This window comes from Kitasatospora sp. Root107 (assembly GCF_001424875.1).
Classification (GTDB): Bacteria; Actinomycetota; Actinomycetes; order Streptomycetales; family Streptomycetaceae; genus Kitasatospora.
In genome coordinates this window covers 129,267-155,492 of record NZ_LMCT01000018.1, presented here as the reverse complement: position 1 = coordinate 155,492, position 26,226 = coordinate 129,267, and the positions used below count along the sequence as shown (strand labels likewise).

Annotated in this window: 27 protein-coding genes and 2 pseudogenes; 11 read left to right on the top strand and 18 right to left on the bottom strand. The window is 70.4% G+C overall.

Features of this window, described 5'->3' with window-relative positions; genetic code table 11:
* Positions 1–220 precede the first annotated feature (220 nt).
* Both ASC99_RS42140 and ASC99_RS18570 read right to left on the bottom strand, forming a co-directional pair.
* A complete protein-coding gene (locus ASC99_RS42140) occupies positions 221–406 on the bottom strand; it encodes a LysR family transcriptional regulator (RefSeq protein ID WP_369825115.1) in 186 nt (61 codons plus the stop codon).
* 286 nt (positions 407–692) lie between these two features.
* A complete protein-coding gene (locus ASC99_RS18570; RefSeq protein WP_057233380.1) occupies positions 693–1,076 on the bottom strand; it encodes a hypothetical protein in 384 nt (127 codons plus the stop codon).
* Positions 1,077–1,211: 135 nt separating this feature from the next.
* Between ASC99_RS18570 and ASC99_RS18565 the strand changes: the two genes are divergently transcribed.
* Both ASC99_RS18565 and ASC99_RS18560 read left to right on the top strand, forming a co-directional pair.
* Positions 1,212–1,871, top strand: a complete 660-nt coding sequence (locus ASC99_RS18565) for a DUF1326 domain-containing protein (protein ID WP_057233378.1) — start codon at positions 1,212–1,214, stop codon at positions 1,869–1,871.
* Positions 1,872–1,979: 108 nt separating this feature from the next.
* Positions 1,980–2,603 carry a DUF1326 domain-containing protein gene (locus ASC99_RS18560; protein WP_057233376.1) on the top strand — a complete coding sequence of 208 codons (624 nt, stop codon included), beginning with the start codon at positions 1,980–1,982 and terminating at the stop codon, positions 2,601–2,603.
* A gap of 46 nt (positions 2,604–2,649) precedes the next feature.
* On the opposite strand, the pseudogene ASC99_RS18555 reads toward ASC99_RS18560, so the two are convergent.
* From ASC99_RS18555 to ASC99_RS18540, 4 genes and pseudogenes are all read right to left on the bottom strand, one after another.
* Positions 2,650–3,431 (bottom strand): annotated as a pseudogene (locus ASC99_RS18555) (DUF2182 domain-containing protein).
* Between the two features lie 142 nt (positions 3,432–3,573).
* Positions 3,574–4,119 (bottom strand): MFS transporter, encoded by a 546-nt coding sequence (locus ASC99_RS18550; RefSeq protein WP_235583061.1) that lies wholly within the window; start codon positions 4,117–4,119, stop codon positions 3,574–3,576.
* Positions 4,120–4,429: 310 nt separating this feature from the next.
* A complete protein-coding gene (locus ASC99_RS18545; RefSeq protein ID WP_200948354.1) occupies positions 4,430–5,239 on the bottom strand; it encodes a hypothetical protein in 810 nt (269 codons plus the stop codon).
* Between the two features lie 196 nt (positions 5,240–5,435).
* Positions 5,436–9,593, bottom strand: coding sequence for a bifunctional nitrate reductase/sulfite reductase flavoprotein subunit alpha (locus ASC99_RS18540; RefSeq protein WP_057233426.1), 4,158 nt, complete (start codon positions 9,591–9,593; stop codon positions 5,436–5,438).
* 470 nt (positions 9,594–10,063) lie between these two features.
* On the opposite strand from ASC99_RS18540, the gene ASC99_RS18535 reads away from it, so the two are divergent.
* Positions 10,064–10,627 carry a hypothetical protein gene (locus ASC99_RS18535; RefSeq protein WP_157531605.1) on the top strand — a complete coding sequence of 188 codons (564 nt, stop codon included), beginning with the start codon at positions 10,064–10,066 and terminating at the stop codon, positions 10,625–10,627.
* Between the two features lie 27 nt (positions 10,628–10,654).
* On the opposite strand, the pseudogene ASC99_RS18530 reads toward ASC99_RS18535, so the two are convergent.
* Positions 10,655–11,487 (bottom strand): annotated as a pseudogene (locus ASC99_RS18530) (GNAT family N-acetyltransferase).
* A gap of 56 nt (positions 11,488–11,543) precedes the next feature.
* Positions 11,544–12,128, bottom strand: coding sequence for a dihydrofolate reductase family protein (locus ASC99_RS18525; protein WP_057233372.1), 585 nt, complete (start codon positions 12,126–12,128; stop codon positions 11,544–11,546).
* 113 nt (positions 12,129–12,241) lie between these two features.
* On the opposite strand from ASC99_RS18525, the gene ASC99_RS18520 reads away from it, so the two are divergent.
* The gene (locus tag ASC99_RS18520) at positions 12,242–12,865 is read left to right on the top strand and encodes a TetR/AcrR family transcriptional regulator (RefSeq protein WP_057233424.1); all 624 of its coding nucleotides are present in this window, start codon (positions 12,242–12,244) and stop codon (positions 12,863–12,865) included.
* A gap of 40 nt (positions 12,866–12,905) precedes the next feature.
* Here the strand turns inward: ASC99_RS18520 and ASC99_RS18515 are convergent, their stop codons facing one another.
* A complete protein-coding gene (locus tag ASC99_RS18515) occupies positions 12,906–13,481 on the bottom strand; it encodes a transcriptional regulator (protein WP_057233370.1) in 576 nt (191 codons plus the stop codon).
* Positions 13,482–13,553: 72 nt separating this feature from the next.
* Here ASC99_RS18515 and ASC99_RS18510 point away from each other — a divergent pair, with 72 nt between their 5' ends.
* On the top strand, positions 13,554–14,144 hold the full coding sequence (locus ASC99_RS18510; protein ID WP_057233367.1) for a dienelactone hydrolase family protein: 591 nt from the start codon (positions 13,554–13,556) through the stop codon (positions 14,142–14,144).
* Positions 14,145–14,182: 38 nt separating this feature from the next.
* Here the strand turns inward: ASC99_RS18510 and ASC99_RS18505 are convergent, their stop codons facing one another.
* Both ASC99_RS18505 and ASC99_RS18500 read right to left on the bottom strand, forming a co-directional pair.
* Positions 14,183–14,752, bottom strand: coding sequence for a DinB family protein (locus ASC99_RS18505; RefSeq protein WP_082598429.1), 570 nt, complete (start codon positions 14,750–14,752; stop codon positions 14,183–14,185).
* A gap of 68 nt (positions 14,753–14,820) precedes the next feature.
* Entirely contained in the window at positions 14,821–15,492 is a 672-nt protein-coding gene (locus ASC99_RS18500; protein ID WP_057233363.1) for a hypothetical protein, read from the bottom strand.
* A gap of 22 nt (positions 15,493–15,514) precedes the next feature.
* Here ASC99_RS18500 and ASC99_RS38630 point away from each other — a divergent pair, with 22 nt between their 5' ends.
* Positions 15,515–15,682, top strand: a complete 168-nt coding sequence (locus tag ASC99_RS38630) for a hypothetical protein (protein WP_157531604.1) — start codon at positions 15,515–15,517, stop codon at positions 15,680–15,682.
* A gap of 61 nt (positions 15,683–15,743) precedes the next feature.
* Here the strand turns inward: ASC99_RS38630 and ASC99_RS18495 are convergent, their stop codons facing one another.
* The gene (locus ASC99_RS18495) at positions 15,744–16,382 is read right to left on the bottom strand and encodes a hypothetical protein (protein ID WP_157531603.1); all 639 of its coding nucleotides are present in this window, start codon (positions 16,380–16,382) and stop codon (positions 15,744–15,746) included.
* A 349-nt stretch (positions 16,383–16,731) separates the two neighbouring features.
* On the opposite strand from ASC99_RS18495, the gene ASC99_RS18490 reads away from it, so the two are divergent.
* The 3 genes from ASC99_RS18490 (at position 16,732) to ASC99_RS18480 (ending at position 18,881) form a co-directional block, all read left to right on the top strand.
* Positions 16,732–17,394 (top strand): class I SAM-dependent methyltransferase, encoded by a 663-nt coding sequence (locus tag ASC99_RS18490; protein ID WP_057233422.1) that lies wholly within the window; start codon positions 16,732–16,734, stop codon positions 17,392–17,394.
* Between the two features lie 156 nt (positions 17,395–17,550).
* On the top strand, positions 17,551–18,192 hold the full coding sequence (locus ASC99_RS18485; protein ID WP_157531602.1) for a hypothetical protein: 642 nt from the start codon (positions 17,551–17,553) through the stop codon (positions 18,190–18,192).
* 158 nt (positions 18,193–18,350) lie between these two features.
* Positions 18,351–18,881 (top strand): MepB family protein, encoded by a 531-nt coding sequence (locus tag ASC99_RS18480; RefSeq protein WP_057233357.1) that lies wholly within the window; start codon positions 18,351–18,353, stop codon positions 18,879–18,881.
* A 43-nt stretch (positions 18,882–18,924) separates the two neighbouring features.
* Here the strand turns inward: ASC99_RS18480 and ASC99_RS18475 are convergent, their stop codons facing one another.
* Entirely contained in the window at positions 18,925–19,452 is a 528-nt protein-coding gene (locus ASC99_RS18475; RefSeq protein ID WP_057233355.1) for a carboxymuconolactone decarboxylase family protein, read from the bottom strand.
* Positions 19,453–19,729: 277 nt separating this feature from the next.
* Here ASC99_RS18475 and ASC99_RS18470 point away from each other — a divergent pair.
* The coding region (locus tag ASC99_RS18470; RefSeq protein WP_235583060.1) for a glutamate decarboxylase at positions 19,730–21,041 on the top strand (1,312 nt) is incomplete at its 5' end.
* Between the two features lie 74 nt (positions 21,042–21,115).
* On the opposite strand, the gene ASC99_RS18465 is transcribed toward ASC99_RS18470, so the two are convergent.
* Positions 21,116–21,532, bottom strand: a complete 417-nt coding sequence (locus ASC99_RS18465) for a GNAT family N-acetyltransferase (protein ID WP_057233351.1) — start codon at positions 21,530–21,532, stop codon at positions 21,116–21,118.
* Positions 21,533–21,582: 50 nt separating this feature from the next.
* Positions 21,583–22,047, bottom strand: coding sequence for a MarR family winged helix-turn-helix transcriptional regulator (locus ASC99_RS18460; protein WP_235583059.1), 465 nt, complete (start codon positions 22,045–22,047; stop codon positions 21,583–21,585).
* A 102-nt stretch (positions 22,048–22,149) separates the two neighbouring features.
* Between ASC99_RS18460 and ASC99_RS18455 the strand changes: the two genes are divergently transcribed.
* Positions 22,150–23,097 carry a zinc-binding alcohol dehydrogenase family protein gene (locus ASC99_RS18455; RefSeq protein WP_057233347.1) on the top strand — a complete coding sequence of 316 codons (948 nt, stop codon included), beginning with the start codon at positions 22,150–22,152 and terminating at the stop codon, positions 23,095–23,097.
* Positions 23,098–23,137: 40 nt separating this feature from the next.
* Here the strand turns inward: ASC99_RS18455 and ASC99_RS18450 are convergent, their stop codons facing one another.
* From ASC99_RS18450 to ASC99_RS18440, 3 genes are all read right to left on the bottom strand, one after another.
* Positions 23,138–23,422 carry a hypothetical protein gene (locus ASC99_RS18450; protein ID WP_057233345.1) on the bottom strand — a complete coding sequence of 95 codons (285 nt, stop codon included), beginning with the start codon at positions 23,420–23,422 and terminating at the stop codon, positions 23,138–23,140.
* Positions 23,423–23,551: 129 nt separating this feature from the next.
* Complete coding sequence (locus ASC99_RS18445) at positions 23,552–24,757, bottom strand: L,D-transpeptidase (protein ID WP_063857120.1); 1,206 nt, start codon at positions 24,755–24,757, stop codon at positions 23,552–23,554.
* A gap of 414 nt (positions 24,758–25,171) precedes the next feature.
* Positions 25,172–26,089 carry a hypothetical protein gene (locus ASC99_RS18440; protein ID WP_057233341.1) on the bottom strand — a complete coding sequence of 306 codons (918 nt, stop codon included), beginning with the start codon at positions 26,087–26,089 and terminating at the stop codon, positions 25,172–25,174.
* Positions 26,090–26,226 lie beyond the last annotated feature (137 nt).

Sequence of the window (26,226 nt, the reverse complement as noted above, 5' to 3'; positions counted from 1 at the left end):
CCGAGAGCGAGCAGCGCGCCGAGGGAGACGGCCGTGCGCAGGACGCCGCGCCGCGACACCCCGTTCACTGCGGCGGGGCCTGGGTGGGACGCGGGGGATGCGGACATGAGGGGTGTCCTTCCTGACGGGTTCAGCTCTGGAGCACAACCAGAACGGATACATCAAATGAATGTCGGCCAGGCTAGCTTGGCCGACGCCATCAAGGAAGGGATTGTGCCGACTATGCCCTCGAAAAAGAGCTGGAACATCGGATGTATCTATGCGCCCTCGACCCAGGACGGCGCCCCGGCGGCCGCCGTCCGCGGCCAGCAGCAGCCGCACGGCCGGTGCGGTCGAACAGCACCACGCCGAGCTCGCGCTCCGGCCGCGCCACCTGCTGGCTGACGGCGGACTGGACGACGTGCAGCCGCTGCGCCGCCCAACATTCTCCAGACTGAGGTATGTCTCAGAGACACCGGCGGCCGGTGCCTCGTCCGACCTATCACCGGGTGCTGGGCCATGAAGGTCTGAGCACCGTGGTGCCGCGCGGGGAGGCTGGCCATAGCCGGGCTGTGGCCGGCCTTGCCGGGTTGCTGTTACGGGTAGGTGAGACCGAAGCCGTGGGGGAAGAGCGAGTCGTAGTCCGGGTTCTGCGGGTGGGCGGGGAGCTGGCTGACGCTCTTCATCCAGGTCTGCGGCAGCTTCCCGGTGGGCTAGGTGCCGAACGGGATGTCGGAGACGCCGGCGCCTTCGGGCCCGGCAGCCAGGACGCGAGCCGGCCGCTGAGGTAGCCGGGGGCGCGCAGTTTCGGGCCGAATGCGAGCGGGCGGCCGGAGAGGACGACGGTAGGTGCTGTCTATGCCGGTGCCGTCGGCGCTGTAGGTGACGGTGGAGGAGGGCTCGGCGCTCGCGCCGATGCCCTGGTGGATCGTCATGCAGGCCGTGACGGGGCCGGTGGCGCCTTGCAGGGTCGTGGTCTGGCCGCCGGACTGGATGCCGATGTCGTCCGTGCCCTGCCCGGCGACGAAGATCCGGTTGTCGCCGCTCTGCAAGCGCAGCCCCCTGCACCACACGAACTCCCCGGCCGCAGTGGTCATCCGTGGGTGGAGAGCCTTCCCATCCCAGGCTGCGGGGGGCAGGCTGGAAGGGAGGCCGCTCCGTGATCCCGGGAGCGGACTCGGGACAGTGGCCTCGCCGACCGACGCCCTCGGGGGTGGCGGGAGGGAAGCGAGATGACTGGACAGGCCGCCACCACGGATACGCGCTGGCACCTCGCCGGCGATTGGTTCGACACATGCAAGTGCGCCATCCCCTGCCCTTGTACGTTCGCCCAGCCGCCCACCTTCGGCGACTGCGAGGGCATCATGGTCTGGCGCATACGTGAGGGCAACTACGGTGACGTGCGGCTGGACGGCCTCAACGTCGTGATGGTCGGCTCCTTCGTCGGCAACCCGTGGGCCGGCGAACACACGGACCCGTACGCCGCCGTCTTCCTCGACGAGCGGGCCGACGAACCGCAGCGGGCCGCACTGGGCGGGATCTTCGGCGGACAGGCCGGCGGATGGCCGGCACAGTTCGTCGAGATGTTCCATCCCGAGATGCGGGGTATGGAGTTCGCGCCGATCCAGGTGACCATCGACGAGGACCTCGCCGGCTGGAGTGCGGAGGTCCCCGGCCGGGTCAGAGCGGCCGCGGAAGCCCTCACCGGGCCCACGACGCCCGAAGGCGCACGGGTCCAGGTCCACAACGCCCCGGGTGCGGAGGTCGGGCCGGGCCAGATCGCCACCTGGGGACGCGCCACCACCCACCGGGCGGACGCGTTCGGCTTCACCTGGGACCGCACCGGAACGTCAAGCAAGCACTTCCCGTTCGACTGGAGCGGTCCGGCCTGACGGGCGGCCGAGAGCACAGTCACCCCTGCGCGCCACCGCCACAGCCAGCCCCCCGACGCCGCCCGGACGGACCGGACGACGGGTCCGCGAGTGAGAGGGAGGACCTTCATGACGTACACCATTTCCGGGAACTACCTGGCCGCCTGCTCCTGCGCCGTGGTCTGCGGCTGCAGTGTCGACGCCCAGCCCAGGGACCCGCAAGGCGGCACCGAGTGCCGCGGCACAGCGGTGTTCCACATCAGTGAGGGGCGCCTGGACGACACCAACCTCGCCGGGGTCGACTTCGCCTTCTACAACGAGTTCCCCTCACACCTGACCGCCGGAGACTGGAAGGTCGGAGTGGTCATCGACAGCGGCGCCAGCGACGCGCAGGCGGATGCGGTCGGCCGGATCCTCGCCGGCGAGGAGGGCGGACCGTTCGGCGAACTCGCCCAGTTCATCGGCGAGTTCCTCGGAACCGAGCGCGGCGAAGTGTCGCTCACCGACGGCGAGAACCCGGCCCTGGACGTGGCCGGGCACACCCGGCTGACCTACGATCCGCTGCTTGGCATCGACGGCAACCCCACCACCGTCAAGAACGCGATGTTCGGCTTCTCCGCCGAGTACGGGATCGGCAAGGCCAGCGGCGCGTCCAGCGCCTTCGGCCTGACCTTCGAGCCGACCTACGGCGAGAAGGCCGACTTCGTCTTCAGCAGCGAACAGGAGGCTGGAACACCGAAGGGGCGGGTGTGAGCCGCCCCGGCGCAGCGCGGAGGAGGCCTTCCGGCCTTCTCCGCGGCTACATCATGTCGCCCGGTGTCAGCCCCGGCAGCAGCCAGCTCTGGAACGGCGCCAGCACCGCCAGCACCAGGAACGTCACCCCGGCCGCTCTGGCCAGCAGTGCGCCGCGCCGCCAGAGCTTCTCCAGGAAGATCACCACCGCGATCCCCGCGATCGCCGCCACGTTCATCACCCCGAGCGGTACCAGCACCACCATCAGCGCCCAGCAGCAGCCCAGGCAGTACCCGCCGTGGTGCAGGCCGACCCGCAGGTCCCGCAGTGGCGGCCGGTAGCCCGCGTAGTGCATCAGCTGTGCCATCGGGCTGCGGCAGTGCCGCAGGCACACGTACTTCAGCGGGCCCAGCTGGTACAGCCCGGCCAGGGCGAAGGCCGCCGCGCCGATCCACTTGCCGGCCTCCGGGTCCCGGTCGACCAGGTCGCCGGTGAGTGCCAGGCCGCCGTACGCCAGCAGTCCGAAGGCCGTCCACGCCAGCAGGTAGCCGCCGAGGAACTCCGCGGTGCGCAGCGCGCGGGTGGTGCCGCTGGACTGCCGGGCGATCCCGCGTGCCCAGGTCACCGCCACCGGTGCCACCGAGGGCAGCATCATCGCCGCCATCATGACAGCGGCAGCGCCATCCCCATCGTGCCCGGCTCGACCCCCATGTCCCGGGCCTGCGCGACCGTGAGCACCCAGGCCAGCGCCGCGATCACCACGATCAGGGACCACGCCACGGCCAGTTCCCTGACGGGCATCAGCACCCCGGTCCGCAGGGGCTGCTTCTCCACGGTGACGGTACGCATGCTGCTCTCCTGCCTGGCCCTTCCAGGACAGCACACCTGCGCCGACGGCACCCGTCGCAGCCCTCGGGTGAAGGCGCGCAGTGCGGCGCCGATCGGGCGGAGTGAGTCCCCCCGCGCCTTGTTGATGCCCGGCACTGTGGTCTCAGCTTCGAGGGTGGGTTTCGTACATCCGCACGGCGACGAGGAGGCCGGCGGCGGCGGTGAGGGCGGCGACGGCCCAGATGGCGGTGGTGAGGCCGTAGGCGTCGGCGAGGACGCCGGCCAGCAGAGCGCCGACGGCGAAGCCGCCGTCGCGCCACAGCCGGTAGACGCCGACCGCGCGGGCCCGCCAGGCGGGGTGGGCGACGTCACCGATGACGGCCAGCAGGGTCGGGTAGACCAGAGCGGTTCCGGCGCCGAGCAGGACCTGCGCCGCCGCCCAGACCGGCAGGGTGGTGCCGGCGGCGACCAGGGCGATGGCGACGGCCTGGAGGAGCATGCCCGCGGTGATGAGGTCTTTGCGGCCGATGCGGTCGGACCACCAGCCGGTCGCGATCTGGCCGAGGCCCCAGACGGCGGGGTAGAGGGCGGCGAGCAGGCCGATCTGTCCGATCGTCAGTCCGTGGGCGGCGAACAGGAGGGGGAAGATACCCCAGGCCAGCGCGTCGTTGAGGTTGGTGCGCCAGGCTGGCGTCAGCCGGGCCACCATGAACAAGGCGGCCGCCGGGGTCGTGCTCGACGCGTACGTCGCCGCGCCGGGCCTGTCCGCTCTCGCGGAGCTGCTCGGCTTGCCCTCGTACGGCGGTGAAGGCCTCGCGCAGACGGTCGGTGCCGGGGCTGTAGCCGATCGTCTCGCCCCGGCTGTCGGCGTCGAAGAGCTCTCGGAGGCGTTCGAAGCGGCGGTCGGCGATGGCCTGGTCGAGGTGTTTGGCCCAGGTGGGGTCCTTATCCATGTAGGCGGGTGTCGATCGGTTGGCCAGGGCGCGGGTGGTGGCGTGCTTGAGCTGCATGGAGACCGCTCAGGCGCACTTCATGGTGCGGTTGGCCAGCGCGACGGTGACGACCTTCTCGTCCTTCACCGTGAACTCGTACTGCCAGCCCGGCCTGCCCTCGACCGCCAGCTGGAAGGTGCCGCCCTTGCCCTGCACCAAGCCCTTGGCACCGTAGGCCTGCTGGAGGGCGTCCACCGTCGAACCGGCACCGACACCCTCGGCGGTCCGCGCGGCCGCCGGAGCGACCAGCTCGCGCAGCCCGTCCGCGCCGAACGACACCCGCCCTGCGGTCACGAACGCCGCGTCCCGGGCTTCCCGAGCCGCCATCAGCTGGGTGAGGGCCACCGTCGCGTCCGCGATCAGCTTGGCGCTCGTCGCAGAGTTCCTGGCGGCGTTCGCCGCCCGCTCGGCGAACTCGGCCGCCTCCTTCGCCGAGGCGTTCGGCGGGAGGGTCTCGGCGGCCGAGGACTTCTCGAGCGCGTCCGCCTTGGCGTTCAGCTCCTTGGACGCGGCCTCGGTGGCCGTCTCGGCGGTCATCCGCGCGGCATCCGGCGCCGGACCGCCCTTGTAGGCGAAGTCGGTACAGCCGTCCAGCAACGACACCGCCACCGACTCCAGCGCACCACTGGTCAGCGCCGCGTCCTTGGCCATCCCCGGCACCAGCCCGCGGTAGCCGGCCGCGCCGAACACCACCGGCGTCGCACTCGCCGAACCACCGGCCGCTCCAGCGGCCTTCGAGCCACTGCCTTCACTACTGCACGCCGACACACCGGCTACCACCAGCGCCACCGTCAGCCCAGCGCCCGCGAGGCGCCGCAATGCGGGATTCTTTCCCAAGTTGATCTCCCCCTTCGTTCCGCGGGACACGGTAGCGAAGCCACGTGCACGATCCACACCGAGTTTCCGGCCCCCTTCGGCCGACCGAACCCGAGCACGCCCGACCCACCGTCAATTCGGCTTCCCCCACCGCCACTTGCTCTCCAGCCCCCACTCCTCTCCCCCGTCCACCGTGGGAGAGATCACACTGCTCTGCTCAGTAGACGTCCCGCACGTACCGCTGATCGCCCGTCAACTGCCGGACGTACGCCGCGGCCGACGCCTCGTCCATCCCCCCGTGAGTGGCGACGATCTCGCGCAGGGCCCGGTCGACGTCCTTGGCCATCCGGCCCGCGTCACCGCAGACGTAGAGGTGGGCGCCGTCCTGGAGCCACCGCCACAGGCGCGGGCCGTGCTCGCGCATCCGGTCCTGCACGTAGATCTTGTTGCGCTGGTCGCGGGAGAAGGCGAGGTCGAGGCGGTCCAGGTGGCCGGAGCTGCGGAAGGCTTCCAGCTCCTGGCGGTAGTAGAAGTCGGTGGCCTCGCGCTGCTCGCCGAAGAACAGCCAGTTGGGGCCGGTGTGGCCACGGGCCTGACGGTCCTCCAGGAAGCCGATGAACGGGGCGACGCCGGTGCCGGGGCCCACCATGACCATCGGGGTGGCGGGGTCGGCGGGCGGTCGGAAGTGCGGCGAGCGCTGGACGAAGACCTGCACCGGGCCGTCGTCCGCGCAGTCCGCCAGGTACGTGGAGCAGACCCCCTTGCGCTCGCGCCCGAGGTCGTTGGTGTAGCGGACGACGGAGGCGGTGAGGCGTATCTCGCCGGGGTGCGCCAGCGGGCTGGACGAGATCGAGTACAGCCGCGGCTGGAGCCGCTTCAGCACACCGACCCACTCGGCAGCCGATGCCCGGACGGCGGTGGCACCTGCCGAAGCACCCGTCACACCACCGATCACGTCGGCGGCCTGTCGGCCCCAGCTCCACTTCTCCAACTCGCCCTTGTTGTCCGGCCGCAGCAGCCGCCTGAGGTCACGGTCGCCGGTGCGCTCGGCGACGAACCTGAGCAGGTCCGGGGTGATCCGGGCGATGTCGAGACGGGTCCGCAGGGCCTCACCGAGGGAGACCTCACCGCTGTCGGGCAGGGTGACGCGCTCGTCCGGATCGAGGCCGGTCAGGGCGAGCCATTCGGCGACCAGTTCGCTGCCGTTGGCCGGCCAGACCCCGAGCGCATCGCCCGCCTGGTAGGCGAGTTCACCACCGCGGGTGTCGAAGGCGAACTGCCGTACCTCCTTCTGCGAACCCGGCAGGCTGAGCAGCCGGTTCCCGACCAGCAACGTCGCGAAGGGCGATGTCTTCGAGTAGACCACGGACCCGGCGGCGGGACCGGGCACCGACGACGTACCCGGCGTCCGGGTGGCCGCCGCAGCGGCGCTCAGGGCCTCGGCAACCTGCTCGAGCCACCGCCCGGCGGCCTCGTCGTAGTCGGCGTCGCAGTCGGTGCGCGGCAGCAGCCGGGTGGCGCCCAGCTCCGCGAGACGCTCGTCCAGACGGCGGCCGTGACCGCAGAAGTCCTGGTAGCCGGAGTCGCCGAAAGCGAGCACCGAGTACCGCACACCCTCCATCCGGGCGGCGTCCGAGGCGCTGAGGCCCTGCCAGAAGCCGGTGCCGTTGTCGGGGGCGTCGCCGTCACCGAAGGTGCTGGAGATGACCAGCAGGTCGGCGTCGGACGGGAGGCTGCCGGACGGACAGTCGGCCATACTGCGGACCGACGGCGTCCTGCCCGTCTCCGCCAGACGGGCCGCGACGGTGGCGGCGAAGTCCTCGGCGTTACCGGTCTGCGAGGCCCATAGGACGATCAACTCCCGTACTGGCACCGGCCCGTGGGACTCTTCCGGCGGCGCCGGAGCAGCGGGATCGGCGCTCCGCGAGAACGTACCGGCCAGCAGGCCGTCCACCCACAGCGCCGTCTCCGGGCTGAACGGCGCGTCGGCGGGCAGCACCGGTACCCCGCCGGGCGCCGCCAGCGCGACACCGGAGAGGTACCCGGACAGGTAGCGGCGCTCCGGTTCGGTGAGCGTCGGAGGAGTGAGGTCCGTGATGCCGAACAGCCCGGCCAGCGCAGGGACTCCGGCCTTCTCTTCCACCTTCGCCGGCACGCGCCCACTCTCCTTCGGCTCCCCGGTGGCCACCACCCGCAGCGCCACCGCACAGGCCTTGAACTCGGGCTGGTACGAGATCGGGTCGACGGCGTCGCTGGTGACCGCGTTGATGCTCAGGTACTCGCCGAACAGGTCGTTCCAGTGGAAGGGCGCGAAGCAGTTGCCGGGCCGGACCCGGTCGGTAACGACGGCGGGCAGCACGGCGCGGCCGCGGCGCGAGGCGACCTCGATCCGGTCACCGTCCCTGGCGTCCATCGCAGCGGCGTCGTCGGGGTGCAGTTCGACGAACGGACCGGGGTCGAGCCTGTTCAGTCTGGCGACCTTGCCGGTCTTGCTGAGGGTGTGCCACTGGTGCTGGAGGCGGCCGGTGTTGAGTACGAACGGGTAGTCGTCGTCGGGGAGTTCGGCGGCCGGCAGGTGCGGGCGGCCGAAGAACTGGGCGCGGCCGGTCGCGGTGGGGAAGACCAGTCGGGGTCTGGTCCCGTCCGGGTGCTCCAGCGGGGTCTGGCTGACACCGTCGTTGAGGTAGCGGACCGGGTTGCGGTCCGGACCGCCCGGGGCGGCGGGCCACTGCACCGGACTCTCCCGCAGCCGTTGGTAGGTGACGCCCCGCAGGTCCCAGCCGGTCTTCGGGTTCCAGGCCTGCTTGAGCTCCTCGAAGACCTCCTCGGCGCAGCTGTGGCCGAAGGCGTCGGCGAATCCCATCTCGCAGGCCACCCGGGCGATCAACTGCCAGTCGGGCAGCGCCTGTCCGGGCGGGTCGACGACGCCCTGGACCAGGGTGAGGTTCCGCTCCGAGTTGATCATGACGCCGTCGGACTCGGCCCACAGCGTGGCGGGCAGCACCACGTCGGCGTACGCGTTGGTCTCGGTCTCGGCGAACACGTCCTGGGTGATGACCAGTTCGGCCGCCTCGAGACCGGCGATGACGGTCCTGCGGTTGGCGACGGAGGCGACCGGGTTGGTGCAGATGATCCAGCAGGCCTTGATCACACCGGCCGCCAGCTGCTCGAACATCTCCACCGTGCCCCGGCCGACCTCCGTCCGCAGCGTGCCCGCCTCGATGCCCCAGAGTTCCTCGACGAAGGCCCGCTCCGCGTCCACCAGGACGGACCGCTGGCCGGGCAGGCCGGGGCCCATGTAGCCCATCTCGCGTCCACCCATCGCATTGGGCTGGCCGGTCAGCGAGAACGGGCCGGAGCCGGGGCGGCAGATCGCCCCGGTGGCGAGGTGCAGGTTGACCAGGGCGTTGGTGTTCCAGGTGCCGTGCGTGGACTGGTTGAGCCCCATCGTCCAGCAGCTCATCCACTCACCCGCCTCGCCGATCCACCGGGCCGCCAGCCGGATGTCCGCCTCCGGTATCCCGGTGATCTCGGCGACCTTCTCGGGCGGGTAGTCCGCCAGGAAGGCGGGCAACTCCGCCCAGCCGTCGGTGAACTCCGCGATGAACGCCTCGTCGGTGTGACCGTTCGCCACCAGCAGGTGCAGCAGACCGTTCAGCAGCGCCAGGTCGGTGCCCGGCCTGATCTGCAGGAACAGGTCGGCCTTGGCGGCGGTGGCGTTCCGCCGAGGGTCGACGACGATCAGCTTCGCCCCGGCCGACCTGATCCGGTCCATCATCCGCAGGAAGAGAATCGGGTGGCAGTCAGCCATGTTCGCGCCGATCACGAAGAAGGCGTCCGCGCGGTCGAAGTCCTGGTACGAGCCGGGCGGGCCGTCCGCGCCCAGCGACAGCTTGTAGCCGGTGCCTGCGGAGGCCATGCACAGCCGGGAGTTGGACTCGATCTGGTTGGTCCGGACGAACCCCTTCGCCAGCTTGTTGGCCAGGTACTGCGCCTCCAGCGACATCTGACCGGAGACGTAGAAGGACAGCGCGTCGGGGCCGTGCTCGTCCAGGATCGCCCGCAGCCGCCCGGCGACGGCGGTGATCGCCGCGTCCGCCTCCACCTCGACCGGCTCGGCGCCGCGCTCGGTACGGATCAGCGCCTTGGCGGCCCGCCCGCCGGCGGCCATCATGTCGGCGCTGGTCGATCCCTTGGTGCAGAGCCGCCCGGAGTTCGCCGGGTGGCTTCTGTCCCCGGAGATCTTCCTGACGGTCCGTCGGCCGGTGGTCGCGTCCCGGCCGATGTCCAGCACGATGCCGCAGCCGACACCGCAGTACGAGCAGACCGTCCGCACGCCGTCCGCCTCCGGGCCTGGCATCGTTGGGCCTGGCATCGTCACCGGGACTCCCTCCGAGGGATCGCAGTCCCCCACCGGACCACGCGGGGCGTGGCGCGGCAGGCGGTGGGAAGCTCCCACGGTCGCCACCCTAGGAAGACCGCATTAACGGATCATCACAGCTGGCGGGCACCGGGAGTTAATCGGATCGCACAGCACGCTCCCCGCAGGTGTGAGCGGCACACCCCCGCGCCGACGGGGCGCTCACAAGCCGCCGAGGCCGGTCGCCGTCACGACGACGGCACCCGGAGTTGAGATGCCGGGAGCAACGCCCTACAGTGAGCCCCGCCATCAATTTGAACGCGTTCGAAACGGGGGCCTCCGATGAACTGCCCAGCCAGCGGCCATACCTGCGCAACCGTCAGCGGACGACGGTGACGGCGAGCGCGGATCACCCGATACCCAGCGTCGAGCGCGAGGACGAGCGCCCGCCCCTGGGTCCAGGCTGTGGCGGCGCCCTGCTCGCCGTGTTCGCCGTAGTCGGGATCCTGGTGTGGACACTCATCGCGCTGGCCTACATCCTGCCAACCGGTACGCCCCGCTTCCCGCAGCAACTCGGCTGGGACTACTACCTCCTGGCATCCGCGCTGTGGGGCCTCGGCATCGGCTCCACCGGCCTCTTCCTGATCCTCCGTCGGCAACGGCCGCACTTCGCCGACCCTGTCATCCTGCTGCTCTTCTGCGACATCGGCATGGTGCTCGCCCTGATCTGGCCCGCCCAGGCCCTGGTCCTGGCGGTGGCCTGCGCCGCGCGGGCCGGAAAGCAACGTCCCCGGTACCGCCTCGGCGCCCTGGTGGCGGGGCTCCTCCTGCTGGCCGGCGGCTGCCAGTGGGGCGCCGCCGCCCGCGCGGGTCAGGAGCTGCACAGCCCGCGCAAGGTGTCCGCCACCGCCCTCCAGGGCACCTGGCACAACGTCACGGGCCGAGGCCGGCTGGAGCTTGGCGCCGACGGCCGGTTCACGGCCGACGACATCCCGGCCGCGCTGGGCTGGGGCGCCGACGAGGAGTGCGACTCCGGCTTCCACCGCTGAGCCCGACCGCCGCCGCTCGCGCATCGCCTACAGGTCGAGTTGGTACTCGTGGGACGTGTGCGTCGGCAGGTAGCCGAGCTCGTCGTTGATGCGTTGCATGTACGGGTTGTTGTCGGCGGTGTCGGTCAACAGGCCGTCGAGGTCCGGGTGGCGTTCGCGGGCCTGGACGATCGAGGCGGCCTTCATCCAGCGGGCCAGGCCACGGCCTCGGTGCTCGGGCAGCACCGCCGTGCCGTAGTGCTGGGCGTCGCCGGTGCCACTGCCGGGGACCACCAACTCGGTGAATCCGGCGATGGAACCGTCCGACTCGTCGATGGCCGCCACCGTGTACAGGAGCTCCCCGCGCCCGGCGACGGCCGCGACCGCAGCCCGTACCCGGTCGAGGTCCCAGACCACCGTGCCGTAGTCGACGGTGCCCATGGGCATGTCGTCCATCGCCCGGCGCGAGGCCACGAAGGTGTCGGCGAGCCCGTCGGGCACCATCCCCTCCCATGCCGTCAGCCGGTAACCGGCATGCGGCTTCTGCACGGCCTCGGCAAGCGGGCGGAGGTCCGTGTCGGCCAGCGGCAGCCGGGCATAGATCAGGGCCATCGCGGCGTGGAAGCCGCCGGCGGCAAGGAACCCGGCTCCGGACGGGCGGCCGCCACGGCCGCGTCGAGCAACAGGGCACCGGTCCCCTGGCGCCGCTCGGCGGGGTGGACCTGTACGTCCAGTTCGGCGAGGTGGCGCACGCCCTCCTTGCCCAACAGTCGCAGGAAGGCGGTCCCGAGCGGACGGCCGTCCGGCCCGGAGGCCAGCCAGGCCAGGCGGCGGCCGGACTTCTCGTCGGGGTCGGTCAGAGCGGTGATACGCGCGGACAAGCTGTCTCCGTTGTCAGAAAGGACGTGCGAGGAGTGAGGAACGTACGGATGCTGCCTTACTCGGCGGCCTTCGCATAGGTCAGGACTACGTTGCCACGCTCGAAGATGCGACTGTCGGTCAGTTGGAAGGATCGCGGCGAGAAGTCGGCATGGAAGAGCGGGATGCCGCTGCCGGCCACCACCGGATACTGCTTGACGATCAGTTCGTCGATCTCGGGGAGCAGTTGGCCCGCCAGGTCGGCCCCGCCGCAGAGCCAGATCCCGAGCCCGTCCTCCTGCTTGAGCTTGCGCACCAGGGTGACCGGGTCCTCGGTGGTGACCTCGACGGCCGGATCCGGACTGACGGTCAGCGAGCGGGAGAACACGATCTGGCGCAGGTGGGCGTACGGGTTGGCGAGGCCATCGGCCAGGCCCGGAGCGTACGTGCCGCGGCCCATCAGCACGGTGTCGAAGCGGGAGTTCGGCACGTCCGCGACGCCGAGGGCCGCCCGGCCCGGGGTGGGGAGGGTGTCCGGGTACTCGCCGACCAGGTGCGGAAGATAGTCCTCGGTGACGTACGGGAAGAGGAAGCCGGGGTCACCGTCGGGGGCGGCGATGAAGCCGTCGATGGTGGTGCCGACGAAGTAGGTGAGCTTGCGCAACGCTGATCCATTCACTCGGGCGAACTTTACAACGGACGCAACTTTAGCCTCAGCTCGCCGATCGAACAAGACTATTTTTGCGACGGATGTAAGATTCTCCCGTGACTACCGAACTGGGACTCCGAGAGTCCAAGAAGCAGGAGACCAGACAGCTGATCTCCGACTGCGCAACCAGGCTCTTCATCGACCAGGGCTTCGAGCAGACCACCATCGCCGAGATCGCCGCCGCGGCCCGCGTGGCCAAGAAGACGGTGACCAACTACTTCCCCCGCAAAGAAGACCTGGCCCTCGACCACCACGAGGCCTTCACCCAGGGCCTGGCCCGGGCAGTGTCCGAGCGCGGCCCCGAGGAGGAGCCGTTCGCCGCGCTGGCACGCACGTTCCGCGCGGCCCTGCTCGAGCACAGCCCCGTCGTCGGTTTCACCGGCCCCGCGTTCGCCCGCATGGTCACCGACAGCCCCACCCTCACCGCCCGCGTACGCGAACTGCACGACCAGCGTGAACAGGCACTCGCCACCGCGCTCACCACCGCCGCCCCCGACCCCGCACCGGTCATCGTGCCCCGGGCCGCCGCCGCCCTCATCGCGGCAGCAGACCGCCTGCTGTTCCGGCGCATTCAGGAACTCACCCTGACCGGCTACACGGACGATCAGATCGAAACCATCCTGATCCCCGAGGCCGACCACCTCCGCGCGCTCCTCGCCACCGCCTTCGGCAACGGACCGACCCACACCTGACCGGCAGTCAACTCCTCACCACCGCCGCGGCTCGGCCACGTCAGTCCTCCCGGTCGGGCAGGGTCGGGTAGTCGAGCATGGGGTACAGGCCGACGGCGAACCCGTAGACCTCGTCACCGGAGCGCGGGAGCCGGTCGAACTCCTGGACCACCTGGTCAATGCGCTCCCAGAACTCCGCAGCCCGCTCCTCCGGAATCCGGGCGTGCCGGAGGAAGCCTCGCAGCCGGCCGATCTCGTACGCCGCAACCGACTCCTTGGCCGCGACCTCGAAGTCGTTGAAGTCGAGCGGGAGCGCGACACCGTCCACCTGCCGGCCGAGGCCGACGTAGAACATCCGGGCGGTCCGGCCGTAGTAGCGCTCCTCTATCGCCCGGACCCGCCGGGTCCGCACGACCCGCAGCAGTCCGGCCCGGACCAGCACGCCGACATGGTGCGCGACGGTGCTCTTCGGGCGCTTGACCGCACCGGCGAGCTCCGTCACCGTCGCGGCCCGCTCGTGCAGCAGGCCGAGGATCGTCGTGCGCAGGGGGTCACCGATCGCCCGCACCTGATCAGCGGTGGTGAGCTCGATCGTGTCATCGAGGTCGTAGTCCGGAGTTGGATGATTGCTCGACATGGTTGGACTAGTTTAACATCGCCGAACGTTCGAGATTTTCGGATCATTAGACTTTTCGAAGGAGCGCAGGCCATGGCCGAGATCGTCCTCTACCACCACGCCCAGGGGCTGACCAAGGGAGTGGAGGCCTTCGCTGCCGAGCTGCGCCGGGCGGGCCACACCGTCCACCTGCCCGACCTCTACGAAGGACACACCTTCACCACCCTGGAGGACGGCATCGCCTACGCGAGGCAGACCGGATTCGACACCCTCATGGACCGTGGCATCGCCGCAGTCGAGGGGCTCGGCGACGCCCTGGTCTACGCGGGCTTCTCACTCGGCGTCATGCCGGCGCAGCAGCTGGCCCAGACCCGGGCCGGAGCCGAGGGGGCGCTGCTCATCCACGCGTGCTTCCCCGTGTCGGAGTTCGGCGCAGCCTGGCCGGCGGCCGTTCCCGTCCAGGTGCACGGGATGGAGGCCGACCCGTTCTTCGCCGACGACGGCGACCTCGACGCGGCGCGCGCCCTGGCCGACTCCACCGACAGTGCCGAACTGTTCCTCTACCCCGGCCACCAGCACCTGTTCGCCGACTCCTCCCTGCCGTCGTACGACCGGGCCGCGACCGAGCTGCTCACCCGCCGGGTCCTCGACTTCCTCGCCCTCCGCCGCGGAGTCGACAGCTGACACCGGCGGGGAGGGCTTGGGTCAGCGCCCCGGAGCGGTCACTGGCCCACCCTTCCGTCGACACACTCGCGCAACAGGTCCGCGTGCCCGCTGTGCCGGGCGTACTCGTCGATCCGGTGCACCATCAGCTCCCGCACGGCGATGCCGTCCTTCCCCACCCGCCTGCCCAGGTCCGAGTGCACGGCCAGCGCGGCGTCGGTCGCGGCCTGCTCCCGCTCCAGATCGACGTACGCGGCGTCCACCACGGCCTGCTCGGCGACCGCTCCGTCGAAGTCCGCGTCACGCTTGCCGTACAGCTTCGGCAGCGGGTCGCCGTCGGTGATCCAGTTGCGCCAGTCCCGCTCCACCTCGGCGAGGTGCCGAACCAGACCGAGCAGCGACATCGTCGACGGCGGAACCGACCGACGGGCCAGCTGCTCCGCGTCCAGGCCCTCGCACTTCATCCGCAGGGTCAGGCGGTAGTTCGCCAGGAAGTCCTGAAGCGTCGCCAGTTCGCCGTCCGGACTGGGTCCTTCGCTGTTGCGAGGATCGTCGTCCGGATTCGCCCACATATCGGGGTAGACGGTCGCCTGGGTCCATCGCGCGGGTTGGTCGCTCATGCGAGCCATGATCAGCCGAGACCCCCGGGCCCGCCACCGAATTTCTCCTGACGCGGCGTCACGAATCGCCGGTCGGCCTACCTCGTAGCCGGCTGGCTGGACCGCCCCGCACTGTCGTTCACCAGGTCGACGGAGACCTGCCGGCTCAGCGGCAGGACCCTGACCTGGAGGCAGGTCTGCGACCGGTCGAGGACCCACCCTGCGGGACGGCAGCCCCGGCCGGTGCTGTCGAGGTGCCAGCCATGGGTGCGTTCGAGGTGGTCACGCACCTGCTGTGCGATCTGCTGCAACGTCAGGCCCGCGCTGCTCGTGACGGTGAACCCGACGCCGCACCGGTCGGCGCTGCAGGTCAGGCCGTCGCGTTCGTGGGAGACCAGTCCGGCCGGCAGCGGCAGCACCTGGGCGGCCGAGGGGATGTTGTCCTTGCCACCGTCGTGATACGTGAACCCGGTCGCCACACCGGCTATCAGCGTGTAGAAGACCAGCCCCGCGATGCCCGCCTGCGAACGGTCCTGCAGCGGCGCCACCTTGCGCGGCCCGGCCGTCCAACGCTCCAGCAGCCAGCCCGCGATGATGACCGGGATCGGCAGCAGCAGGGCCACCCCGGCCAGATCGTCCCGTCCCCGTTCGACGGTGAACAGGTTGTTCTGCAGCAGCAACTTGCCCACCCCGCACGCGACAAGCACCGCACCGACCGCCCAGCCGACGCGATGGGTCCGCACCGTCATCGCCCACAGGACCCCCGGCATCGCCGCGAACGCCAATCCAACTATGAGCATCAACGCTCAGCCCCCCGTATTCGATCAACAGGCGCCACAGCATGCCACGACGCCCGGTCCCCGGGGCACCGAGAACCGCACCTGCGGCTCCCCGCTGGGGGCCTCGGTCGGCGAGCTGGCCAAGGCGCGCGACGCCGTCCAGGAGCTCGGCCTCATCTGACCACCTGCATCCTGAACCGGCCGGGCACCCGCACGGGTGCCCGGCCGTTCGCGTCGGCCCGTCACTGGGCGGACTGGGTCACCCCGCCGACCGGGACGACGGTCAGATTGAAGTTGGTCACCTCCAGCGGGCGGTCCGGGTCGATGAAGCTGCTGTCGTTGGTGCACTCCAGGTCGATGCCGCCCGGTGAGGACGAGCTGCCCGCGACCGTCATCGCCTGGCTCGCGCCCTGTACTCCGTGGATCACGTCGGCGGCGTCCGCGCGCCGCGCGCCGTAGATGGTCAGCTTGCAGTGCGCGGGGTAGTACGGGTCGGCCAGGTTGAAGAGGGAGACGTTCGCGGTGGCCACGTAGGAGCCGGCCGGCAGGTCGAGGTGGGCAATGGTGGTCCAGCCGCCGTTCAGTGGGATGGGGGCGGGTTGCTGCCCGCCGATCTCGGCGAGCTCCCGGTAAGCGCCGAACGCGGTGCCCGCCGGAGCGGCCGAGGGACCGCCCTGACTCCAGTTCAGCGGGGCCTCGCCGCCGTGGCACTGCTGGCTCGGGCTGTCGATGGCCCGGACCAGGCCGGTGGACTTCTGGTAGCAGCCGTGGATCACGCCGGCGCTGTCCGGGATCGAGGCCCAGCTGATCCCGGCTGCGAGCGCTGTGAGGCCGAAGGCAGCCAGGAGAACAGTTCCACGTCGGCCGACTCGAAGAGGCATCACGGCCTCCCTTTCTTCCCCCCGGTTTCGTTTGGGTGGCGCCGAATATGGCGACCCGTCAGGTCATCTTCTCCGCCGGTCGATCGTGGGCCGGACAACACGACCTGGCAGTCGAGAAGTTTCAGGCGAATGCCATGGCCTCTCCGGTACCGTCCGCGCGTCCGCCGCGCACCTAGTGCTGTGACCGCATAGGTTCGCCGGGCGGCCCTCACACTGTTCCGCTCCTGGGCGACCGCGAACACTCCCTGAGCAGTCACACATCCAGCGCCCCAGCCCGGCGAACCTATGCGGTCACAGCACTAGCCTTGGGGAACCCGGTCCTGCCGGGACCGGAGCGACGGGAGTGGCGATGCACGACGGCGACCAGAGCCTGGCCGAGACCCAACGCGAGCACTGGCAGAAGACCTACGGCGCACACCCCGGCATGTACGGCGAGGAGCCGTCGGAGCCTGCGGTCCATGCCGCCCGGGTGTTCCACGCGGCGGGTGCGGGCGAGGTCCTGGAACTGGGGGCCGGCCACGGACGCGACGCACTGTTCTTCGCCCGCGAGGGCTTCACCGTACTCGCCACCGACTTCAGCCCGGTCGGGCTCGAGCAGCTGCGAACGGCCGCCACCGCACAGCACCTGGCCGATCGGGTCCGCACCGCGGTGCACGACGTACGAACCCGACTGCCGCTCGCGGACGCCTCCGTGGACGCCGTCTTCGCCCACATGCTGCTCTGCATGGCCCTGTCCACCGGAGAGATCCACACCCTGGTCGCCGAGGTCCACCGGGTACTGCGCCCCGGCGGCGTCTTCGTCTACACCGTGCGCCACACCGGCGACGCCCACTACGGCGCCGGCACCGCCCACGGCGACGACATCTGGGAGCACGGCGGTTTCGCCGTCCACTTCTTCCCCCGCGACCTGGTCGGCACCCTCGCCACCGACTGGACCCTCGACGAGGTCCACCCCTTCGAGGAGGGCGGCCTACCCCGCCGCCTGTGGCGCATCACCCAGACCCGCCCCTGATGACCCGGCTCCGCCCAGCAAGGCGTTGACGACCGTGCCTCACCGCGTGCGGTCCTCGGTCACACCGTCCCTTGGAGCTCGTGCCCGACCTCGTGGAGTGGAGATGACGGCGCCCGAGCGGGTGTCGGTGCGATGCGACGGACAATAATGCCGGTCATGGCAGATCGCAGTCCGGTCCTCCGGATCATCACCTCGGCGGCGCGGGATTCCCTGAAGCCACTCGGCCTTGCCCAGCGCGGGCGGTCGCGGGTGTGGATCGATGATCACGGATGGTGGCTCGGGGTTGTGGAGTTCACCCCGTTGCGGACGGCCGGCAGCAGCCTCCATGTCGGTGCGATGTGGCTGTGGCACGACGTGGACTACCTGGCCTTTCATGCTGGCTCAGGCCGGACCGGCCACGAGATATTTCGAACCGAGGGCCAGTTCACTCCTCTGGCGCTGGCACTTGGCCGACAGGCCGCGGCGGAGACGACGGCGCTGAGGGAGAGGTTTCCGGATCTGCCGGCTGTCGCCCGGCATCTGACGTCCAGGCCGGCGCAGCGGGGATTCCTCTGGGACAGCTTCGACGCGGGGATCGCAGCCGCCTTGGTCGGGGCCACGGACACGGCCCGCGGTCTCTTCGAGCGTGTCCTGCGCGAGGACGCCCTGGCGCCCTGGATGGTCGAAGCCCAGGAGAAGACACGTGAGCTTCACGCGATCGCGGCAGATCAGGACGCCGTGACCGGCTGGGTCACCCGGGCCGTCGACTCGTGCCGGAGCAAACTGGCTCTGGGGCCCCTGCAGCTCGCGATCAGCTGAACGGACCTGCTCCCCTGCTCCGTCCTCCGTTTCCAGGAGACCGCCGAGCCCGGCTACCTATGACCGAAAGGGCTGCGCAGCAGCCCACACCGGGCCCACCCGACGCACCGTCAGTACTCGAATGTCCCGGTCGCACCTGCCAATGACAGAGTGGGCCGATGCCCACGAACCGTGACCACGCACCCGAGCCCCTCCACGACGACCTCCTCGCGGCGAAGGAGCTGGTCTACGACCCGTGCGGGTTCAGCTGCTCGCGGCCGGTCCCCGAAGCCGAGAGTGCCGCGTACGCCGCACACGGGTTCACGGTCGACGGCCGCTCGGTCCGGTTCCGGGCTGCCAGGACGACCCCGACCAAGGTCGGCCAGTTCGTCACGGTGTGGAAGAGGTCTCCGGGCGGTCCGATCCAGCCCTTCGACTCCGCCGACCCGGTCGACCTCGTCGTCGTCAGCACCCGCGACGGGCACCGTCTCGGCCAGTTCGTCCTGCCGATGGAGACGCTCCGCCGGCGCGGCATCGTGTCCACGGACGGGGCGGGCGGCAAGCGGGCGTTCCGCGTCTACCCGCCCTGGGTGACCACCACCAACCGCCAGGCCGAACGCGCCCAGGTGTGGCAGCTGGAGCACTTCCTGCCGCTGCACCGCGACGAGCCGGTCGACCCGGTCCGCGCCCGGGAGCTCTACCAGCGGTAGGCCGCCCGGGCACGCGCAACACGGCGACCGACCGCACGAAGCATCAGGTCCACTGCTCCGTCGTGAAGTTGTCCACCGGCAGCGGCTTGCCGATCAACGCGAGCGGGATGAAGAAGTTGACCTGCCCGATCGCGATGGTGAGCGTGGCCAGGGCCTTCGGCTCGTAGTGGCGGGCCGCCTCGGCGTACAGGTCGTCGGGGACCCGCTCGCCGTGCGGGGAGGGCAGCAGGACGGCCTCGACCAGGGCGAGTGCCACCCGCTCGGCGTCGGTGAAGTACGGCGCGTCCCGCCAGGACGCCACCGCGGTGAGCCGCTCCTCGCTCACACCGGCCTTGCGCAGCAGACCGGTGTGCAGGACGGTCAGGTAGGTGTTGCCGACGATCTGCCCGGCGCGCAGCTGGACCAGCCCGATGGTGGTGCGCGGCACCGACCGGTTGCCGGTCGCCTTGAACAGCGCCGCGGCCACCTCCTTGAGCTCCGGGATCAGCTCCATCGGGTCGGACATCCGCGAGGACGGCTTCGGGGCGGAGTCGGTGGTCGTGGTCGTGGACGTGGTCGAAACAGTGGTCATGGCCGGACTGCCTTTCGGAGAGTTCGTCAGGATCGAGCTGCCAACACTCCATCGACGGATCCCGGCCGAGGAATGTGACGGGCCGTCCGCCCCGAACCGGCGCCCACGTCGAGCGCGAGCGCACTGAATGTCCGGTATATCTGCATTCGGTAGCCCAGCAGCCCCCACCCTTCTGCCCGAGGAGACACCCCGTGGCCCTGCACGAAGCCAAGGACCCTCGCGCAGTCGATTCGGCCACGGACCTGTTCGCGTCGCCGCTGAGCGAGGACGTTCTCNNCCCGAAGCACCGGATGCCGGCGGACCCCTCCCGGCCCGAGGTGGTCTACGCGCTCATCCACAACGAGCTGCTGCTGGACGGCAACGCGGCACAGAACCTGGCGACGTTCTGCACCACCTGGTCGGACGACGAAGTGCACCGCCTGATGAACGAGTGCCTCGACAAGAACATGGTCGACAAGGACGAGTACCCGCAGACCGCCGAGATCGAGTCACGGTGCGTCAACATCCTTGCCGACCTGTGGAACGCGCCGTCCACCGGCGACGACGCGCCCAACGCGATGGGCTGCTCCACCACCGGCTCCAGCGAGGCCGCGATGCTCGGCGGCCTCGCCCTGAAGTGGCGCTGGCGTGAGCGGCGGCGCAGGGAGGGCAAGTCCACCGAACGGCCCAACCTGGTCTGCGGACCGGTGCAGATCTGCTGGGACAAGTTCGCCCGCTACTTCGACGTCGAGCTGCGCCAGGTCCCGTTGGAGCCCGGCGCCACCGGACTGCGGGCGCACCAGCTGAAGGACTACGTCGACGAGAACACCATCGGCGTGGTGGCGATCCTCGGCGTCACCTTCACCTGCGACTACGAGCCGGTGGCCGAGTTCGCCGCCGAGCTCGACCGGATCCAGGCCGAGACGGGCTGGGACGTGCCGATCCACGTCGACGCCGCGAGCGGCGGGTTCATCGCGCCCTTCCTCCACCCCGACCTGGTCTGGGACTTCCGGCTGGAGCGGGTCGCCTCCATCAACGCCTCCGGCCACAAGTACGGGCTCGCGCCGCTCGGCGTGGGCTGGGCGATCTGGCGCACCGCCGACCTGCTCCCCGAGGACCTGGTGTTCCGGGTCAACTACCTCGGCGGCGACATCCCGACCTTCGCCCTGAACTTCTCCCGCCCGGGCGGCGAGATCGTCGCCCAGTACTACGCCTTCCTGCGCCTCGGCCGCGGCGGATACCGCCGCGTCCAGCAGGCCTGCGCCGACACCGCCCAGTTCCTGGCGGGGCAGGTCGCCGACATGGGCCCCTTCACCCTGCTGTACGACGGGAACGGCGCACTGCCCGCCGTCTCCTACAAGCTCACCGACCCGGCCGGCGCCGGGTTCAGCCTGTACGACCTCTCGGACCAGCTCCGGATGCGCGGCTGGCAGGTCCCGGCCTACCCCCTGCCCGCCGACCAGCAGGACACCGTCATCCAACGCGTCCTGATCCGGCACGGCGTCGGCCGCGACGAGATCGCCCTGCTCGCCGCCGACATGCGCCGCGCCCTCCAGCGCCTGACCCAGGGCGTGCCCCCGGAGGCCGACCGCGCCGGGTTCCACCACTGAGGACGGGGCCCCGGCGGCGTACGTCACCGGCCGGGGCCCAGGGCCGGCCCGGAGGAACCCCGCGGTCGCTGACGCTACGTCTGATCGAACGTCCAGACGAGCGCCGCCTGACCCTCCTCCGTCACAGCCCCGGCGTGCCGGTACGTCGCCAGCGCCGCCGCGTTGGCCTCCTCCGTGATCGACCACATGCCGTAGCAGTCGCGTTCGCGTGCCAGCTCCGCGAGCGCCGCCACCAGCGCCCGGCCGACGCCCTGCCCACGGAACGGCTCGTCCACGCCCAGCTCGTACAGGAACATCTCGGTCCCCTTGTCCGGGTGCGTCATCTCCACCCCGGTCACCATGCCTGCCGGGACGTCGTCCACGTACGCGATCAGCAGGTGGTGCCGCCCGTCCGCCAGAAACCGTTCGGTCGCATCCCGCAGAGGGGCCTCATCGAACAGGTGCCCGGCCGCCTCAACCGCGTCAGTCTGAGTAATCCGACGGATCTCCATGGGCGGATACTGCCAGGTTCCGCGTCGGCAGCGCGCCGGATTGAACCGGCTCAGCCGGCCGGCGGGACCGTCGCGCGGCGCGTCTGCTGGATCAGGACGTTGGTGGCGCGTTCCAGAAGTTCGCAGAGCGTGGCGTGTTCGGCGGGCGTGAACGCGTCGGTGAGCGCGCGTTCGAGGATGATCACTTCCTGGTAGGCGCGGTCCAGCAGCGCCTGGCCCTCCTCGGTCAGGGTGGCGATCTGCACCTTGGCGTGCACCGGGGAGGTCTCGCGGCGGATGAGCTCCTTGGTCTCCATGTTGGCCAGCACGCTGCTCATGCTCTGCTGCGTGACCCCGCAGGAGCGGGCCAGTTGGGCTCCGGACAGACCGCCTTCGCGCGCGAGGGCCAACAGCACGGTGTACTGCGTCATGGTCAATCCGTAGGCGCGCAGCACGGCCTCGTGATGCGCCATCAGGGCCTGTTCGGACCGCCGGATCCGCGGGCAGAGGTCGTCATCCATCGGGGCTTCCACCATGCGCTCCAGGAGCTCTGACAAATTCATGTGTTGACTCAGGGATCTTACATCCATAGAGTCCTCGACTGTAAGGATCCTGAGTCAGCACAAGGAGCTGTGACCATGAAGGCTGTCCTTCTCGACACCGACGACCGCTACCGCCTCACCGAACTCGACGAGCCCACCCCCGGCCCCGGCCAGGTGGCGATCCGCGTCGCCTACGCCGGGGTCCAGTGGGGCGACACCATGGTCCGGGACGGGCACTTCCCGGTACCGCGTCCGTTCGTCCCCGGCTTCGAGGCCTCCGGGATCATCACGGCCGTCGGCGAGGGCGTCGACGCCGGCCGCATCGGCGAACCCGTCGCCGTGCTGACCCAGGCGGGCGCGTACGCCGAGGTGGTCCTGGCGGACGCCGTGCTCGCCCTGGGTATCGGAGACCTCCCCCAGCGAACCGCCGCCGGTCTCGGGTGGGGCGCACCGACCGCCTACGACCTGATCAACACGGCCGCGCACGTGCGGCCCGGCGACCGCGTCCTGATCCACGCGGCCGCCGGCTCGGTCGGCACACTTGCCGTCCAGTTCGCCCGCTCGGCCGGAGCCGGCCGGATCGTCGGTGTGGTCGGCAACGAGGCCCGGGCCGCCTACGCCGCCCAGTTCGGCTACGACGAACTCCTGCTGCGCGAGGATTTTCCGGCCCGGCTCGGCGACGAGGAGTTCGACGTGATCCTCGACCCGGTCGGCGGCTCGACCCGCCGGGCCGGCCTCGGGCAACTCGCCCCGCACGGCCGCCTGGTGGCGTACGGCAACCTCAGCACGTTCGAACCCGTCCTGGCCGACACCAACAACCTGCTCATGCAGGGCCAATCGCTCGTGACCTACAACAGCAACCTGCTCAGCCGGACCCACCCCGAGCGCCTCGCCGACAGTGCCCGCCGCGCACTCGCGCTCGTCGCCGACGGGCGGGTGCGTGTGGACATCACCGCCGAGTACGAGCTGGCGGACCTGGCCGTCGCGGTGCAGCGGCTCGCCGAGGGCGCGACCCACGGCAAGAGCATCCTTCGTATCGCCTGAGGCCGCCGGGGAGCTCCCCCGACGGCCCGTCAGAACGGCTCTATGCTCCCGGAGTCCAGTAGTTGTGCACCGGCAGGATCTCGGGCTGACCAGGCGTGGCGGGCCAGCCCAGCTCCACCGCGATGGGCATCATCTTGTCCGCGAACGCCATCATCTGCTGCTCGCTCGCCCAGACGTCGAAGATGTCCAGCCCTTCGTCGGTGGCTACGCAGACGTGGGACAGACACCCGTCGAAGATCTCGGGCGTTTCCTGAAGTCTTGCGTTCAGGGCGTCGTACTGATCGCTGGTGATTCCCGGAACCACTGCATGAATGAGGACAGCCATGGCCGGACACTCCTTGTCCACCGGGGCACCGCCGTCCTGGCGGCGCGCTTGACCCTCTGCCCAGCACACCACTTCGGGATGCCGACGGCATCCGCACCGGGTTCGCGCACCTGCCGGTCGCGGCGTCGGCTACCAGGAGCCCCACGGGACGTTCCAGCCGCTGAGGCCGTTCTCCGGGGAGACCACGTCGCCCTTGGAGTTGACCACCTTGACGACGTCGCCGACGATCGTCGACTTGTAGAACTTGCCGGCTCGCGAGCTGTCGCTGCCGCCCTTGACGTCCTGGACGCCTATGCAGCCGTGGCTGCCGTTGGCCGAACCTATCGAGCTGCTCCAGTAGTTGCCGTGCACGTAGGTGCCGGAGTCGGTGAGCCGGATCGCGTGCGGGACCACCAGGTCGTACTCGTCGCCGGAGCCTGCGGAGGTGACGCCGTTCGAGGTCATCCGGGTGGTGCCCTCCATCGCCTCGACCACCATCGCGCCGCCCCAGGTGTCGAAGCCCGACTTGCCACCGGTGATCGGGATGGTGTCGACCGGCTGGCCGTCCCGTTCCACGGTCATCCGGTGCGCGGCCAGGTCCACCGTGGATATCTGGGAGCGGCCGATGGTGAACGGCTCGTCCTTGTCCGGCCCGCCGTACACGCCAGGGGCGGTCTCGACGCTCGTCAGGCGGCGGTGGACGGTCACCTTGGTGCCCGGGGTCCAGTACTTCTCCGGACGGAAGTCCAGCCGGGTGTCGCCGAACCAGTGGCCCTTGACCACCGTGCCGTCCGAGGCCTCGACGGTGATGCCCTTGAGGACGGCGTCCTTGTCCTTGACCGCCTTGTCGAAGCCGACCGAGACGATCATGCCGACGCCGTATGCCTGGCCGTCGTCGATGTTGTCGCGCGTGCCCGCGGTCTTCGTCGGGGTGAGCGTACTGAAGCTGCTCTCCGCCGTGGCGGCCACGCCCGAGGCGTCGGTGGCCCGGGCGTTGACCTTGTAGGTCGAGGAGATCTCGAGGTGGCCGGCCGTCGGGGCCCAACCGAGGCCGTCCGCGGTGACCGCGCCGGGCACCTCCTTGCCGTCCTGGCCGGTCACCGTCACCGTGGTCAGCTTGCCGCCCGCCACCGACACCTTCAGCGCACCGGCCGGCTTGACGTCCTTTGCGCCGTTGCCCGGCTCGATGGAGACCACGGCCGCCGACACGGTCGGCTTGGCCGGCGTGGCGCTCTGCAGGGCCGCCGCGGCATTGCCCGCACCGGACACGGCCGGGCTCTTCCCCTCGCCGCTGCACCCCGTGGCCACCAGCACCAGAGCACCTCCGAGTGCCCCCACCGCGAGACCCCTGCGCATCGACTTCACTGTCGCACTCCCCCAACACTGCACCCGGCAGACCGATCCACTCATGATCAGCCTCTCAACTCCTTACACGCTCCACCCCACCGAAAAGACGCATGGCCGAAGGTCACAGTTTGGCTCCGGCCTCGACGCCCCCCTCCACCGAAGCCCTCGGCATCCTCGCCAACTGGATCAGCACGTCCACCACCGGCCCACCGGCCCCGGAAGAGACCCGCCGAGCCGGCTGATCCGCCCAGGACGCCCGAGGGCGATCACGGCCTGCGCTGGATAACGGTGGTGCTCGCACGCCCGGCAGAGATGCAGTGGGTCAGCGGTCTGCTGGGCTTCGTCAAACAGCTGGTCATGCCTCAGGGCCCGTGCGGTCGTGCCCATCTGTCGCTGCCCAGCCAAAGGCCGTGAGGACGATCTCTACCCGACCAGGCGGCGGCGCCAGTCCAGGGGTGTGACGGTGATGGCGCGGCCGGGATCGTGGTCCCACTCGACGGGGAGTCCGACCGCTTCGAGGGCGGCCACGACCTCGTGGCCGATGGCTGCGGTGGTCTCTGACGAGCCGTCGAAGCCACCGAACAGCAGCGTCAGTCCGTGGCCGACCGCCGCGGCGTCCGTGCACTGCGTGTGGAAGTAGACGAAGCCACGGGCCTCGGGCCCACCCTCACCGCCGATCTCGGACTCGCCGCAACTGCGGCAACAGGTGAAGTTCTCACGGGCGGTGATACCGGCCTCCGCCAAGGCGGTGAACGCACGGGTGAGCCGCTCCGGGTCGGTCTCCCCCTGCCAGTCGGCCTGCACGGCGACACGCTCCAGCCACATCCGGTCGGCCAGCACCTGGGCCTGCTCCCGCGACACAGGCCGACGGTCCGCGGTGACCAGGTACTCCTCGGCGAGCTCCGCCAGTTCGGCGCGGGTGGTGTAGCCGCCGGCCAGCACCTCGCGAACGCGCGCCTCCAACTCCTCGCGCTCGCCTTCGTCCAGGGCCGGCGGCGGCACCTCGCGGACGGGGCCCATGTCCATCAACGACCACGCCAGACCGGCGTCCCAACCGGATTCCCGGCGGGCCCAACCGGTCATCGCCGCAATCACTGCCCCGGGACTGTCGACCATCACCTCGAAGTGCCGGTCGGCAGCACCGTCGCGGTACTCCAACGTGTACTGCCCGCCGGCCTTGTGCCAGACCTGAGCGAAAACGTCCGGCAGGTCGGGTACCCGCTGGACGACCAGGAACCGATCACCGTCGCCGCCGATCCGCCTGACCAGCCCGGCCAAATCCTCAGCGGAAACACGAACGTGCCGCTCCCAGTTCTCCGTCTTCACCACGATCGCGAGCATCCGCAGACTCTGACATACCGCCCTGAGAAGCCCGTTGTCGTACCGATCATGGTGGACACGGGTTCGACTGAGAAACTCGGTCGTGCGATCTTGTCGCCCGCGGGGTATGAAGACGGGGCCTCTGGTGCAGCTCGGGG